Here is a 14678-nt window from a genome sequence, read left to right on the forward strand (position 1 = left end):
TGGGCCCTTGAAGAGCGTGCCACGCGGGCACACCTTTGGGGTGGCTCACCCAGCCTTTCTTTTTAGTTTTATCCCATTCAGTGAGGCCTCCCATGGCTAAAGCCATTCACATGATGATCCGCGTGCTGGAAGAGGCGCGCTCAGTTGAGTTTTACTCAAAAGCCTTCGGGCTGGAGATCGCCGAGCGGTTTGACTTCGAAAGCTTCACCCTCGTTTACCTGCGCAACGAGGAGGCAGATTTCGAAGTAGAGCTGACCGTCAACAAGGGCCGCACAGAAGCCTACGACCTTGGCAACGGCTACGGCCACATGGCCTTCTGCGTTGATAAACTTGACGAAGAACACGCCCGTCTTCAGAACGAAGGCCTCAATCCGGAAGACATCAAGGAGTTCTTCCGCGACGGCGTTCTCATCGCTCGTTTCTTCTTTGTCGTCGACCCGGACGGCTACCGCATTGAGATACTTGAGCGTCACGGCAGATATCGTTGAGGACATCTATCGGGTCCGCGCCTTGCAAAAGGCGCGGAAATCCGGCCATATCTCACCGTTCCGAATTCAAGCGTAAAAAGGGGGCGAGTGAGACCCATGGCAAGCAATAGACTGCTTCTTCTTCCCGGTGATGGCATTGGTCCAGAAATCATGGAGGAAGTGAAGAAGGTCATTGGCTGGTTCAACGAGCGTACGGCTGACACCTTCGACTACGATGAAGGCCTCGTCGGCGGCGCTGCGTATGACGCCCATGGTGCCTCCATCTCCGAAGAAGACATGGCCAAGGCTCAGGCAGCAGACGCCGTCATCTTTGGCGCTGTTGGCGGCCCTAAGTGGGATGACGTCCCTTATGACGTTCGCCCGGAAGCGGGCCTCTTGCGCCTGCGCAAAGACCTCGGCCTGTTCGCCAACTTGCGCCCGGCCATTTGCTACCCGGCACTGGCCGACGCCTCTTCGCTGAAAAAAGACGTCATCGAAGGCCTCGACATCCTGATCGTGCGCGAGCTGACAGGCGGTGTTTACTTCGGCGAGCCGAAGACCATCACCGAGCTGGAGAACGGCCAGCAGCGCGCCGTGGACACACAGGTTTACGACACCTATGAAATCGAGCGCATCGCCGGAGTTGCGTTTGACCTTGCCCGCGCCCGCCGCAACAAGGTCACCTCCATGGAAAAACGCAATGTGATGAAATCTGGCGTTTTGTGGAACCAGGTCGTCACCGCCACCCATGACAAGTCCTACAAGGACGTGGAACTGGAGCACATGCTGGCAGATGCAGGCGGCATGCAGCTGGTGCGTTGGCCAAAACAGTTTGACGTCATCGTCTGTGACAACCTGTTCGGCGACATGCTGTCCGATGTTGCAGCCATGCTGACCGGTTCTCTGGGCATGCTGCCTTCCGCCTCTCTTGGGGCCCCGGACGCTGCCACAGGCAAGCGCAAGGCACTTTATGAGCCAGTACACGGCTCCGCGCCAGATATCGCGGGCACAGGGGCAGCAAACCCGATTGCCATGATCGCGTCCTTCGCCATGGCGCTGCGCTATTCCTTCAACATGATCACCGAAGCGGACATGCTGGAAAAGGCGATCTCCAACGCCCTCGACAAGGGACTGCGGACCAAGGACATCGCGCAAGGCGATCAGGCCACCATCTCCACCAAGGAAATGGGCAACGCCATCGTCGGCGAACTGGAAGCGCTGGCAACCAGCCGCTAGCACCCCATACCAAATCTGTTTGACAGGCCAAGGCTCGCTTCCCTCATGGATGCGAGCCTTATTTTTGTTTGCCAGCCCGTTCCCCCTCCAGTATCGGTGAAGCGAGCATCACCAATCTATCCAGAAGACAGGCCGCAATGCAGTTTACCAGTTTCACTCCAGCTCAAGCCGATGAAGTCACCGCGCTCTTTCGCCGAACGTTCAGCGCCTCCGAGGGAGAAAACGAAGGCGAGCTGATCGGCACCCTTGCGGCCAACCTGCTGGCGACAACACCAGAAGACGAGTTGCTGACCTTCCTTGCCCTTGAAGACAACCGCATTCAGGGCGCAATCGTCTTCACGCGCTTCCATTTTGAGCACAGCCCAGCGCTGGCTTACCTGCTCTCGCCCGTCGCTGTTGCGCCAGAAGCTCAAGGAAACGGCGTCGGGCAAGCGCTCATCAAGTTTGGTTTGCAGGAACTGGCTCAACGCGGCGTGGAAATCGCCCTCACCTACGGCGACCCGAACTTCTATGGCAAGGTCGGCTTCAAGCCCATCGCGCAGGAGGTGATCGCACCGCCGCTGAAGCTCACCTATCCCGAAGGCTGGATTGCACAATCCCTGACCAACGCTGAGATTGCGCCCATATCCGGCGCCACACGCTGCGCCGCGGCCCTCAATCACCCAGAATACTGGTAGCGGCGACGCTGGGAGCCGCCTGAGCGGCCCCCGTTCCTTCCAAGACCTTTCATTCCATGGCCTCTCAAGGCCTGCTGCCCTCGGCTTTCACCAGGGGCTCGAAAGGATCTGTTGTCGGCGGCACAAGGCTGCGTATGGCACTGCCATCCAAGTCGAAGTCATCAAAGCTTACAGAGTTGAAACTCAGGGCGTCCTGATCGCGCACAAAATAGGTGGCGTCCTCCAGGTTCGCCATCACGGACCATTGGGTGTAGTCCGGCAGCTCAGGCGCCACGGCCTTCTCTGCGTTGGGACGGATAAAGCCTTTCGGAATGTCGAAATTGTTCAGCATGTGCGTGGCGACATGCAGGTTTTCCTCTGCTGTCTCTCTCATTTCGACGGTAGAGACAAACGCGGAAGCCCGAACGAAGCGAGAGGGCGGCGTTGAATCGCCGGGCAATCCCAACATGCCCGAGCCTTGGCCCAGAGACACAACCTCACCGTCCAGAACCTGCTTCTCCCCCGCGTTCACGGGCGAGAGATTTACGTAGTTGCGCAGGTTAATCAGATGCCAATCAAACCCCGGAGAGTTCGTCATAACCCCCAGAGGATTGTCATAGACCTTGAGTTCGCCATTTACCGGCTCAATCACAATCGACTTGCCGGACCGATCATGCAGGGTGAAGTGAAGAGGCGGAACTTCTTTGAGTTCCGTGTTTTCAATCGCCACGATCTGAACGGAGGCAAGGGCGTCCCGCACTTCATCAACGGTCGCAAAACTGGTCAAAACCCAAGCCAGAAAATTCAACGGCCCGAGAGAACTGGAGGCCTTGTCCTGCGTCGGCTCCGGATAGCTGGCAAATCCGGGAAAATACAGCGCGCCGCCCGCCAGGCCTTCTTCATTGATGCCATCCACGATCATGGTGTCATCCTTAATCGCATTCATGCCAATGACAGCGTATTTGGCTTGCCACACCATGGGGTCAGAAAGGCCTGTTGTTGCGGTAAACTCAAAGCCTCGCGGCACCATGGAAACTGTCGACTCGGTTTCAAATCCGAACTCCATGGTGCGCCCATACACCCGGCCATCGTCCTTTGCCTTGATTACAAAGCTGGTACAGGCCGAAGCCCCTGTACTGGCAGAAATCAATAGGGCCGCCGAGCATGTGGCGGCCAGTAAACGGCGGTGAACTTTGCAGAATACGTTATTCATTGTGCGCTCCATGTTTTGGTATGCGCCCTTGTTATCTTCGGCAAGGCTCCAATAAGCCGTTTAACCTTCCTCTAAGAATTGAGCCAGTTCTGAACCACCTGATCTTGGCCTGCCCAGACTGGAATGCCAAATCAGAAAGCAGGCCCCGGCGACCGTCCGGCACGGAGCCTTCACACAAAGCGCAGCCATGGCCGCGCCTCTCCACCACAATCCACCGCCCCGCCACTGTTCCCTTGAAACCCACGGGCCGGTCCTGCATATAGCCTCCACAACAACTCATGAAATTCAGCAATAGGAGCGCACGGTTATGGACGATCGCCTCAAGCCGTTTCTCGGCACGTGGATCCTTGATCCGGACCAGTCTAATTATGAGCAGGGCGCCCTTCCGCTGGGCGGCAGCCTGACCATCGCCGAAAAGGAAGGTGAAATCGGCTTCTTCATGAAGACGGTGGAAGCTGACGGCGAAACCTATGAGGCCAATTTCTCCGGCATTCCAGACGGTGAAGATCGGCCAATGCCGGAAAACCCATTTGCCGACACCCTCGCCCTCATGTTTGAAAGCAACCGGGTTCTGACCTCCGAAGCCAAACGCGGCGGCCTGACGATCATGTCAGCGAAACGGGAACTGAACAGCGCGGAGAACCGCCTCACGGTTTATCAGACGGTGCATCTGTTGGATTCCGGCAGTTTCACCAATGAAGCAGTGTATCTGCGCGCCAACTAAGTGGTGCGCTGAACGACCTGCACTCTGAACCATGCTTGAGGCGCAAGAAACCCGGCGCCTTTTTCAAGGGTCTAGCGCCTCGGAAAGCCGGATCTTCTGGCTCAAATGCGCTTCGAGCTGCTCGTAAACACCCGTCGGGTTCATCAGGTCCGCCGGGTAGACTTCCACATACCCAACTCCAACTTTCTTAAGGGCCAGCGCTTTCACCTTGTCCTGCGCGCCCTTAACACCGCGCGGCGGGATGTTGGTGAGATAGTCAACCGCAACAACCGGCTGGCCTTTCGGGTCTACCACCAACGCGCTTACAGCCTTTCCCCTGAGCGCGTTCAGGGCGCTGTCCACGATGGCTCTATCTGGGTTGCCTTCTTGATCTTCCATCACAACCCGTTGAAGCGCCACCTGCGGAAACACGTTGTAACGCCCTAAGCCTTCACTGCAAAGAAAGTGATTGATCAGCTTGTAGACCTGCTGCTCTTCCCGGGTCATCACAACTCGCGACCGCAGGGCTGCGATGTCCACGAAACGCAGCTGGTTAAGTGGGTCATCAATGTCTCTCCGGGCACGTTTACGCGCCTTGAGTTGCCATTGAACCCTCCACAAAATCAAGCAGGCCACAAATCCGACGGCACCGGCAAAAACACTGGTCATGAGAATACGCCACTCCCTCACGGCAGCGAATATCACAACTCTAGATAGAATCAAGGGTGTGCATTACTCAAATTTCGGAGGAGAAATTGCAGTGCGACGGATTTGATCCGTCGGACTACAGAGGCCGAAACGGCGTCGCAACGCATGTTAGCCTCAAAGCACCGCACAAAGCATCAGGGCCACTTCATCCCGTAGAGCGCACCGCAAACCATCACGCCGCCCCACGCCACCAAGGCCACGAGGCCAGCCCAGCGAAACCGGCGAATGGTGCCCCGGGAATCCACCCGTGCCAGATAGCGCCACGCTGGCACGAACCGCAGCAACAAGGCATTCAGCAGCGCAATCACGAAGAACCCAGCCTTCCACCACATCATCTCGTTTTGCATGTACCCACGCGCATTGAGAGACAGAAGGAGCACGCCAGACACAATCGCCACAAGGCCGCCCACAAGGCTTGAACGCACCAGCACGCGGGCCATGTCATGCAGGGGAACGGTTGGCCACACGCCCAGCATTCTAAGGTTCATGGGAACCAGACAGCCAAACAAAAGCGCAGCACCCAACAAATGAGCCAATTGCGTTGTCGGCAAAACCCATGCGCCATAAGCAAACACGGCGCGAATGCCAGAACGCTCCAACTCGCCTGCAAGGTCTATTGCAATCTTCAGAAAGTCCATCAATCTCGCCCGCAATTGCCCGGTGCAAACTTGCGGCGTTCATGGACGCGAAGCAAGGCTTCCGACGCAGTTTTCGCCGTATGCCCACCGATTTCCGCAGGGCTGTCTTGTGGGGGCTCAAGCGCATGCCGGATTAGGCCAGAGGGTCCAGCCGCTGGTGGGGGCATCTCTGGCTTGCTGTCTTCCCAATCCCCCTAACTGCTCAAGGGCTCTCCTATCCGGGCGCGCCTCCTGTCCAGAGGGCGCTCCCGCCTTGGTGCCTTAGCTGCTCAGCGCCTCCCCTGTCCGAGCATCTCTTCAGTCCGAGCGCGTCACCTGCCCACTCACCGAACCACCGGTCTGGCGGGCCAAGCGTCTCCTGCCCCTGCCCCTCAGGGAACCCAGACCCCGGCACCTTGCCGATCCCAGAGCCCTAGTTGCCCAATCACCTCACCGCCCCGTTCTGCCTGCCCCACCGTCTCACCGCCCAGCGTCTCACCTGCCATGTATCACCCGCGCCGCGCGTTACCTGCCAAGCGCCTTACCAGCTCCACACCTCACCGGCCCTCGTCTCCGCTGCGCCGGGCCCCCCTTGTCTTTTATGCATGCTGCATTCATTTTTATCTTACAAAGGTCTCGTTCTAGCGGTCCTTGGCCCTACCCAAAGATCGGAGCAGAGGTTGCTGAACGAACCGGCACCCTACTGGCAACACCAGATCGGATCAGCGCCCTCTCTTTCATGCCAGGCAGGCGCCTGCTGTAAACGCAAACGACCTGATCCAGAAAATGACACCGCTTCAAATCAGGTTAAGGACCCTCAACGCCCCTCTAGGGCGGCAGCACCTCAACCCGGCACCATTCGAACGCACCAAATGAAAGATTCTTTCAAACCGACGCATCCATCAACGCAAAAACTTCTTGAGTTTCTTTCAGTGTTTCACAGCATTCAACTGAACTCCCAATAGGGGAACAGCAGGGAATAACTGGGGTTTTGTGCCGTTCAGACCCCACAGCGCCGGGCGGCAGTTATGCCCATCGCACTCGTTCCAGCAAAGCCTGTTGACAACCGACGAAAGTCGGGGCAGAAAAATTGCCGGAACTTTCACGAGAACGGGCCTCGCCACAACAATGGCTGATCTGATGATCAAAATCGCGACGAAAACAGCAACCGCAACAACGGCGGGCTGCGCGATGACGGCTGCCCGAATGACTACACACACAACAATGACGACCAAAACCACCGTCTGACGGTGCCTCTCTTTCCCGCGCTCTCCCCCGGGACGGAGGGCGCCAGAGGGCTCACCGGGCGGCTTGGCTTGCCCCCGGGCGCTCGACGGGGGAGACAAAGAGGAATGAAACCAATGGGTTACAAGGTCGCAATCGCAGGCGCCACCGGCAATGTGGGCCGCGAAATGCTCGATATCCTGGCAGAACGAGGCTTCCCCGCAGACGTTGTGGTGCCGCTGGCATCCCGCCGCTCTCAGGGCCGTGACATTTCGTTCGGCGACAAGACGCTGAAGGTTCAGGCCATGGAGAACTTTGACTTCTCCGACGTCGATATCTGCCTCATGTCAGCAGGCGGCACCATCTCCAAGGAGTGGTCGCCAAAGATCGGCGCCAAAGGCTGCGTTGTCATCGACAACTCTTCAGCATGGCGTTATGACGCCGACGTGCCGCTCATCGTGCCGGAAGTAAATGCCGACGATATTGTTGGTTTTAAAAAGAAAAACATCATTGCAAACCCGAACTGCTCCACCGCTCAGCTGGTTGTGGCGTTGAAGCCGTTGCATGACGCTGCAAAGATCAAGCGCGTTGTCGTCTCCACCTACCAGTCCGTATCCGGTGGTGGTAAGGACGCCATGGACGAGCTGTTCAACCAGACCCGCGCCGTGTTCGTGAACGACCCGATCGAGCCTCAGCAGTTCACCAAGCGGATTGCATTCAACATCATTCCTCACATCGATGTTTTCATGGAAGACGGCTACACCAAGGAAGAATGGAAGGTGCTGGCTGAAACTAAGAAAATGCTTGATCCGGCGATCAAGGTCACCTGCACCGCAGTGCGCGTTCCTGTCTTCGTGGGCCATGCTGAGAGCGTGAATCTCGAGTTCGAAAACCCGATCACGCCAGAAGAAGCTCAGAACATCCTGCGCGAAGCCCCAGGCTGTCTGGTTGTCGACAAGCACGAAGACGGTGGCTACGTCACGCCTTACGAGTCCGCAGGTGAAGACGCGACCTTCATCTCCCGCATCCGCGAAGATGCCACCGTTGAGAATGGCCTCAACATGTGGGTTGTCTCAGACAACCTGCGCAAAGGCGCAGCCCTTAACACCGTTCAGATTGCCGAAGTGCTCGTGAACCGAGGCTTGATCCAGCCAAAAAGCGCTGCGGCCTAAAACGAACCTCGTGGCGGCAACTGGTCGTCACGTGGTGCAACACCTTCCCAAAACAAACAAAATCGCGCGATTGTCTCGGCAGTCGCGCGAAATAATAAGTGGGGCTCAAAACCAGCCGCCCCTTGCCCTGCCGCTTCTGCGCCCCTCAGCCTGCCTCGCCACCTCGACCTCCACCACCTAGCGGTTGCATTAGTGGATTTTGCGAACTGGCGCGAATGAGTTATTCCCCCCATCCTGTCCGCGCCGGGAGAAAAGGCACTGGGAGAACAACAACACATGCTGCAACAAACAACCTTCGCGCTGTTTACCACCGAGAACAAAGAGGCCACTTTCTGCGATTGGCTGCAGGCAAAGTCCGCTGAGAACTGGAAACAAGCCACCCAACATCCGTTCACGATTGCGGTTGGAAATGGCACCGTATCCGATGATGCCTATCGGCGCTATCTTATTGAAGACTATGCCTTTGTTGTCGATCTGGCATCCGCACTGGGCTATCTGGTCGCCAAAGCGCCGACAATGGAAGCCAAGGGCGTCCTTTCCGCCTTCCTCGCACAGCTCACCTCTGCAGAGAACGACTATTTTCTTCGCTCTTTTGAAGCACTTGGCCTCTCCAAAGAGACCTATGAAAACGCCGTTGCGAACGATACCACCCGTTCCATTGCCGCCACGCTGCTCTCTGCTGCCGGGAAAGGCAAATACGAAGACGGCCTTGCGTGCCTGCTCTGCGCCGAGTGGGTCTATATGGACTGGTGCACACGAGAGGGAACAAAACCGCGCCCTGACCAATTCTGGTTGGCGGAATGGATCGACCTTCACGACAACCCCGCGTTCCTGCAGTTTGTCGGTTGGCTAAAGGCGGAAATGAACCGCGTCGGCCCCGCTTTGCCAGCTTGGCGCCAGCGGGAAGTTCAAGAGCGGTTTAGCCGCATGTGCGAACTCGAAGCAGCTTTTTTCGACGCAGTAAGCAAAGACTGATCAAAGGCTTGAAAGAGGCTGGCGTTGATGCCAGCCTCATGGATAAACTCAGCCGAGCGCCTGTTCCAGCTGTCCAAGGTCTGCATTCCCGCCGCAGATCAAAACGCCCACACGCTCACCTTGCTCGGGTTGATAGGCACCAGAGATCAAGGCCGCCAGCGCAGTCGCAGCACCTGGTTCCACCGCAAGCTGCATCTGCGTCCAGAGCCTGGCTTGGGCATCCAAAATATCCGCATCATTCACCAGAACTGACTGAGATACATAGTCTTTTGCCAAGGCGAAGGTATGCGTGCCACACCGCTTCGCGCCAAGGCTGTTGGCCGCAACACTGTTCACCTCAACGTCCACAGGCTCATTTGCAGCCAGTGCAGCGTGCAATGAACACGCGCCAACGGGCTCCACAGCGATCACGTCTATGCCATTTTGATAGTAGCAACTCATCCCACCAATCAGTCCTCCGCCGCCCACAGCCACCAACACCGTATCAAGGTCCGGCGCCTGCGCTGCCCACTCCAGCGCAACCGTTCCTTGCCCATTGATTGTGCCCGGCGCATCGTAAGCGTGAATATCTATCGCACCAGTTTCCTCCTGGTGACGGGCGCACAATGCGGCGGCATCAGCATAGGCAGCGCCCTCAACATTCACTTCCGCCCCATAGTGACGGATCTTTTTAATCTTCGCGGGATTGGAGATTTCCGGCACAAATATCTTGGCCTTATGCCCCAAGGCAGACGCTGCGCACGCCACCGCCGCGCCGTGGTTGCCCCCAGAAGCAGCCGCAACGCCTCCTTCCGGCACCTTCATTTGCAGAAGGGAATTAAACGCCCCCCGCGCTTTGAATGACCCGGAGTGCTGCACCTGCTCCAACTTCATGTTGATCGAAAATGGCAGGCCAAACGTGCCAGCTCCACTCTCCACCACTGGCGTCCGCCGAATGAACGGCGCAATGCGTTGATAAGCCTTGGTAATTTCTTCTTTATTGATCATCTATCCCGCCAAAGCTTCAGATAAAAACAAGTATGCTCCCGACGAATATCGGGAGCATACACTGCACCACGGTTTGGGTTAGCCAGAGGTAGGCATCGCCGTCTCAACCAGTTTGATAAAGTAGGAGCAACCGTAAGGGATAAGCTCATCATTAAAGTCATAGGCAGGGTTGTGCACCTTTGCCGTGTCACCGTTGCCCGCAAAGATGAATGCCCCCGGGCGTTCTTCCAACATGAAGGAGAAATCTTCACCGCCCATGGTCGGGTTAACTTCGCTATTCACCTTATCCGCACTACCGGTAACTGCCCGCGCTACCTGAACGGCAAAATCAGTTTGATCCGCGTGATTGTTGGTAACCGGATAGCCCTTGTCGTAGAGGATATCTGCAGTAGCCCCATGTGCTGCGCAAACGCTCTCCACCATCGCTTTCATCCGGGTTTCGATCATCTCGCGCACATCGTTGCTCAGGGTCCGCACCGTACCGCGCAGCTTTGCAGTCTCCGGCACAATGTTGAACGCTGAGCCAGCCTCAAACACAGTCACGGAGATCACAGCTGCCTCGAGCGCGTTGGTGTTGCGGCTGACGATGGATTGCAGCGCCGTTACCAGCTGCGCGCCCACAACGATCGGATCGATGGTTTCATAGGGACGTGCCGCATGGCCACCCAAACCCTTGATTGTAATCTGAAATTCATCCGTTGCGGCCATGAGCGGCCCCGGCCGAATAGCAAACTCACCGACCGGCAAACCTGGCATGTTGTGCAGGCCGTACACCTCATCAATGTTCCAACGCGTCATCAAGCCATCGTTGATCATCGCCTTGGCGCCCGCCCCGCCCTCTTCCGCAGGCTGGAAGATGAGAACAACCGTTCCGTCGAAATTTCTGGTTTCAGCGAGGTATTTCGCAGTGCCAAGCAACATGGCTGTGTGGCCGTCATGACCACACGCATGCATTTTTCCGGGGTGCTTGGAGGCCCATGGCTTGCCGGATGTCTCGGTCAGCGGCAGCGCGTCCATGTCGGCGCGAAGCCCGATGGTCTTGCCAGCTCCACCATTCTTTCCCTTGATCACACCCACCACGCCGGTCTGCCCAATTCCGGTTGTAATGTCATCGACGCCAAAGCTTTCCAGCAACTCGGCAACGCGCGCCGCAGTGCGGTGCGTCTCATACAGGATCTCCGGATTCTCGTGAAAATCCCGACGCCAAGCAGTGATTTCATCGTGTAACTCGGCAAGTCGATTAACAATCGGCATGGGTGCAGCTCCCCGGGGATTAGTGTTTGAATTATCTCAATCTGGAAGAATCCTAATGTGCAACTATTTGGCGCATACTCACAAGCCCAATTGCGATATTGGAATGCTGCAATTTTCTCATGAACTCATGCCAAACACTGCAATACCAATGGCGATCTGGCCGCAACAGTTGCAGCAAGCACAACAAAAAAGGCAGATGCATGTTGCACCTGCCTTCCATGAAAACCCAATTGTAATGGGTATTTAGCTCACCTCATGCTTCAGCGCATTCCGCTCCAGCATAACGCCCTGTTTCTTGGTCTTCAAAATCTCACGCGCTTTCTCAAACTTCGGGTCTTCCCAAAAGATCATACAGCCGTTGCAGCCTCTGCCACAGCACCCATCAATCCCAAGACGAGGAGACTTGGGCGTCCGGTCCTGATTGCCATCGGCAATAGCATCAATCAGCTGGTCCCTAAGGCTCTCATACTTTCCCTGCTGGGCGTCTGTCGCCTCACCGCGTGCTTCAATGCGCTCAGCCGTACGGTCCAGCTTCAAGCGGCTCCACTGTTCTGGTGTCAGTGGCTTTTCCTTGCGAACCACGGTGTTGACCGGGAAACGCTCCTTAAAGGTCGAAACCTCTTCCTTGTCAAACAGGGAGAAAGGAATGCGGATGACAGGCTGCTTGCCTGCGTGAACTTCGCTGGTTACTGCGCCATCCTTGGAGTTTTCAAACTCGTAGATACGCAGCAGAATGCTGTCCTCAGACATTGGCTCAAGGAACTCAAGCACTTCGCCTGCAGTGATCTTGTTTTTCACCTTCATGTAGAAGGCATCATCCGTGACATCTTCAATCAGGCCTGCGAATTCCCACTCACCGATTGAATGGGTATCTTCATAATTGTGGGCGTAGTTGTTGAGGCGCCCATCATGGAACGCAGTGGTGTATCCCCGGTTGGCAACGGAATACATCTCGTCCATGTACTTTTGCGGGCGCCAGTTCTCCGGATCCGCATAGTAGTCATCAATCGCTTGCCGATAAGCACGCGTGACCACGGCCACGTAATACATGGACTTGTTGCGGCCCTCCACTTTCAGGGAGTCAACGCCGATCCGCAGAAAGTCATTGAGCTTCGGCATCAGGCAAAGATCCTTGGAATTCAGGATGTAAGACCCGCGCCCGTCTTCCATGATGGGCATCAACTCGCCCGGCCGACACCCTTCTTCCAGCAGAAATTCGAACATGCCGATGTTGTCTTCATTCAGCTCCAGCTCGTCGATGGTGCCATCCTTCATGCGCATGCGCACTTTGTAGTTCCAGCGGCACGAGTTGGCACAGTTCCCCTGGTTCGCGCCGCGCTCCGCCATGAAGTTGGAGAGCAGGCAACGCCCAGAATAGGTCATGCACATGGCCCCATGCACAAAGGCTTCCAAGCGAATATCCGGGCACTTTTCGCGGATTTCCTCCAGCTCGGGGAACGACACCTCACGCGCCAACACCACCAGATCCGCGCCCTGTTCCTTCCAAAAATCAACGGAAAGCCAGGAACATACATTCGCCTGGGTGGAAATGTGCAGCGGGACATTAGGCAATTTCTTGCGCATGTACTGGAACACGCCCGGATCAGCGATGATCAAACCATCGGGATTGATGTCGCGAATGGTGTCGGCGTACTCGTCAAGCTTGGGAATGTCCTTGTTGTGCGAAAACAGGTTGAGCGTCAGGTACACCCGCTTGCCATGCTGGTGCGCAAACTCAATTCCCTCGACCACCTGTTCCAAGGTGAATTCAGCCTTGGTGCGCAACGACATATCGGGCGTACCCAGATACACGGCATCGGCACCATAGAGGATGGCAATTTTCAGCTTCTGCAGATTGCCCGCAGGCATCAGGAGTTCAGATGTTCTCATTTGTCTGACCGGAGTTCGCTGTCGCCCAACAAGGCGGATCAAAATGCGGCCTTCAACCCAGATCGGGGCGGCCGCGACAGTAAAGGCTGGAGTGCTTTTAAGGTATTTTCGAGGGCATGGATACCCCCAAAACAAAGCCGCGGCTCAGCATCCTGAACCGCGGCCCATATTAACGAAGTCATTGCGTATAAATACTAATTAGCCATTTCCTCAACGTCAGCAGATTGGCGCGCACCATCCTTGTAACGCGTCACGGCCTCGCCACCGTCGCCACGGCCGCTGAGCTGCTCTTCAAGCCACCCTACGAAGCGGCGGATCTTTGGCTCGCCGCCACGTTTCTCACGCCAGATCAGGCGATAACTCGAGAAGACGCTTTGATACTCAGGAAACAGTGGAACTAGTTTTCCGGCAGCTTCCGCATCGGCGCTGAGCAAGCTGGATTCCAGCGTGATCCCCAAGCCTTCGATGGCTGCATCAAGACTGAGCGCAGAGCTCTCAAAGCTCATCACCTCATTGGGCACAGGGTCTTCCACCCCTGCCGCCTCATACCAATCCTGCCATTTGATTGGGCAGTACCGACTTGAAATCGTCGGCACCTTCAACAAATCGGCCGGTTTTTTCGGATAGCCAATGGTATCCAGCAGCTCAGGTGAAATCAGCGGACGATACTTTTCTTTTCCGAGGGAAATGCCCTCAAAACCGTTGGGCACGTCAACGCCGCGAATAAATTCAAGATCAAATCTGCCGTCGTTTGAAACACCAGACACTTCCGTGCTGGTCAAGGTGACGGAGATCTCAGGGGTCTGGGTCGCGAACGACTTCAGACGCCCTAGCAGCCAGCGGCTTGTAAAACCCGATGGCCCGTGAATGGAGAGAAGGTCCTTGTTGCCCACGCTTTCAATTGTGCGTGTGGCGGCACTGATGCGGTCAAATGCTTCGGATATCTCTGCAAAATAGCGATAGGCCGCTGCAGTTGGAAAGACTGCCCGCGAACGACGAACGAAAAGCTCTAGACCAAGATGATCTTCAAGAGCTTTAAGACGATGACTGACTGCACTCGCTGTAATTGAAAGCTTTTGCGCAGCAGATACGAGGCTGCCCGTTTCCATTACAGCACGGAAGGCAACCAGAGCGTTTAGTGGAGGTAACCGACCCATGAAAAGCCTTGTTGTAGATAGTTACGAGAATACCGTTTTTTCTTTATTCAGCGAGAACTACCACAGTTGAAATATATTTTAAACACCCACTAAGGCTGCAAATACCACTCAGCAAGAATTTAGACATGACACAAACAAGTTTAAAGCACACGCTTAGATTATCGATAATGCAATATTCGATAAAAGTATTCCATAAATATTATTGATAGTACAATTGAGACAAAGCTACCAGATAGGATAAAATATCTTACTCTAGGTTATTTTAAATATACAATAACTGGGTAGACTACATTGACGCTATGGTCACCAAGCAAAAAGGGCCGCAACGGCCCTTTCTTTTGGTTGCAATAAGCAACTATATCTGTTGTCGACCTCAACAATTGCAGATTGCACACGCATACTGCGCAATTGATGAATCA

The 14678-nt window shown here is 55.8% G+C and carries 13 protein-coding genes; 6 read left to right on the top strand and 7 right to left on the bottom strand.

Features of this window, described 5'->3' with window-relative positions; all coding sequences use genetic code 11:
- Positions 1–92: 92 nt before the first annotated feature.
- The 3 genes from Q3Y58_RS14690 to Q3Y58_RS14700 all read left to right on the top strand — a co-directional run bounded on the left by Q3Y58_RS14690 (position 93) and on the right by Q3Y58_RS14700 (position 2380).
- Positions 93–488 carry a VOC family protein gene (locus tag Q3Y58_RS14690; RefSeq protein ID WP_319622749.1) on the top strand — a complete coding sequence of 132 codons (396 nt, stop codon included), beginning with the start codon at positions 93–95 and terminating at the stop codon, positions 486–488.
- Positions 489–584: 96 nt separating this feature from the next.
- Complete coding sequence (gene leuB, locus Q3Y58_RS14695) at positions 585–1703, top strand: 3-isopropylmalate dehydrogenase (RefSeq protein WP_319622750.1); 1119 nt, start codon at positions 585–587, stop codon at positions 1701–1703.
- Positions 1704–1840: 137 nt separating this feature from the next.
- Complete coding sequence (locus Q3Y58_RS14700) at positions 1841–2380, top strand: GNAT family N-acetyltransferase (RefSeq protein WP_319622751.1); 540 nt, start codon at positions 1841–1843, stop codon at positions 2378–2380.
- Positions 2381–2444: 64 nt separating this feature from the next.
- Here Q3Y58_RS14700 and Q3Y58_RS14705 read toward each other — a convergent pair whose 3' ends face one another.
- Positions 2445–3572 (bottom strand): choloylglycine hydrolase family protein, encoded by a 1128-nt coding sequence (locus Q3Y58_RS14705; RefSeq protein ID WP_319622752.1) that lies wholly within the window; start codon positions 3570–3572, stop codon positions 2445–2447.
- A 307-nt stretch (positions 3573–3879) separates the two neighbouring features.
- Here Q3Y58_RS14705 and Q3Y58_RS14710 point away from each other — a divergent pair, with 307 nt between their 5' ends.
- On the top strand, positions 3880–4296 hold the full coding sequence (locus Q3Y58_RS14710; RefSeq protein ID WP_274219888.1) for a hypothetical protein: 417 nt from the start codon (positions 3880–3882) through the stop codon (positions 4294–4296).
- A 63-nt stretch (positions 4297–4359) separates the two neighbouring features.
- On the opposite strand, the gene Q3Y58_RS14715 is transcribed toward Q3Y58_RS14710, so the two are convergent.
- Together Q3Y58_RS14715 and Q3Y58_RS14720 are read right to left on the bottom strand one after the other, a co-directional pair.
- Entirely contained in the window at positions 4360–4944 is a 585-nt protein-coding gene (locus Q3Y58_RS14715; RefSeq protein ID WP_319622753.1) for a DUF2726 domain-containing protein, read from the bottom strand.
- A 173-nt stretch (positions 4945–5117) separates the two neighbouring features.
- Positions 5118–5621: a hypothetical protein gene (locus Q3Y58_RS14720; RefSeq protein WP_319622754.1), complete on the bottom strand. Its 504-nt coding sequence runs from the start codon at positions 5619–5621 to the stop codon at positions 5118–5120.
- A gap of 1340 nt (positions 5622–6961) precedes the next feature.
- On the opposite strand from Q3Y58_RS14720, the gene Q3Y58_RS14725 reads away from it, so the two are divergent.
- Positions 6962–7996, top strand: a complete 1035-nt coding sequence (locus tag Q3Y58_RS14725; protein WP_274220114.1) for an aspartate-semialdehyde dehydrogenase — start codon at positions 6962–6964, stop codon at positions 7994–7996.
- 276 nt (positions 7997–8272) lie between these two features.
- On the top strand, positions 8273–8971 hold the full coding sequence (locus tag Q3Y58_RS14730) for a TenA family protein (protein ID WP_319622755.1): 699 nt from the start codon (positions 8273–8275) through the stop codon (positions 8969–8971).
- Between the two features lie 48 nt (positions 8972–9019).
- On the opposite strand, the gene Q3Y58_RS14735 is transcribed toward Q3Y58_RS14730, so the two are convergent.
- From Q3Y58_RS14735 to Q3Y58_RS14750, 4 genes are all read right to left on the bottom strand, one after another.
- Positions 9020–9958: a threonine/serine dehydratase gene (locus Q3Y58_RS14735; RefSeq protein ID WP_319622756.1), complete on the bottom strand. Its 939-nt coding sequence runs from the start codon at positions 9956–9958 to the stop codon at positions 9020–9022.
- Between the two features lie 78 nt (positions 9959–10036).
- Positions 10037–11212 carry a M20 aminoacylase family protein gene (locus Q3Y58_RS14740; RefSeq protein WP_319622757.1) on the bottom strand — a complete coding sequence of 392 codons (1176 nt, stop codon included), beginning with the start codon at positions 11210–11212 and terminating at the stop codon, positions 10037–10039.
- Positions 11213–11455: 243 nt separating this feature from the next.
- Entirely contained in the window at positions 11456–13102 is a 1647-nt protein-coding gene (locus Q3Y58_RS14745; RefSeq protein WP_319622758.1) for a U32 family peptidase, read from the bottom strand.
- Between the two features lie 194 nt (positions 13103–13296).
- The gene (locus tag Q3Y58_RS14750) at positions 13297–14259 is read right to left on the bottom strand and encodes a LysR substrate-binding domain-containing protein (protein ID WP_319622759.1); all 963 of its coding nucleotides are present in this window, start codon (positions 14257–14259) and stop codon (positions 13297–13299) included.
- Positions 14260–14678: the final 419 nt, after the last annotated feature.

It is taken from the genome of Nesiotobacter zosterae (assembly GCF_033843645.1).
Taxonomy (GTDB): domain Bacteria; phylum Pseudomonadota; class Alphaproteobacteria; order Rhizobiales; family Stappiaceae; genus Pseudovibrio; species Pseudovibrio zosterae.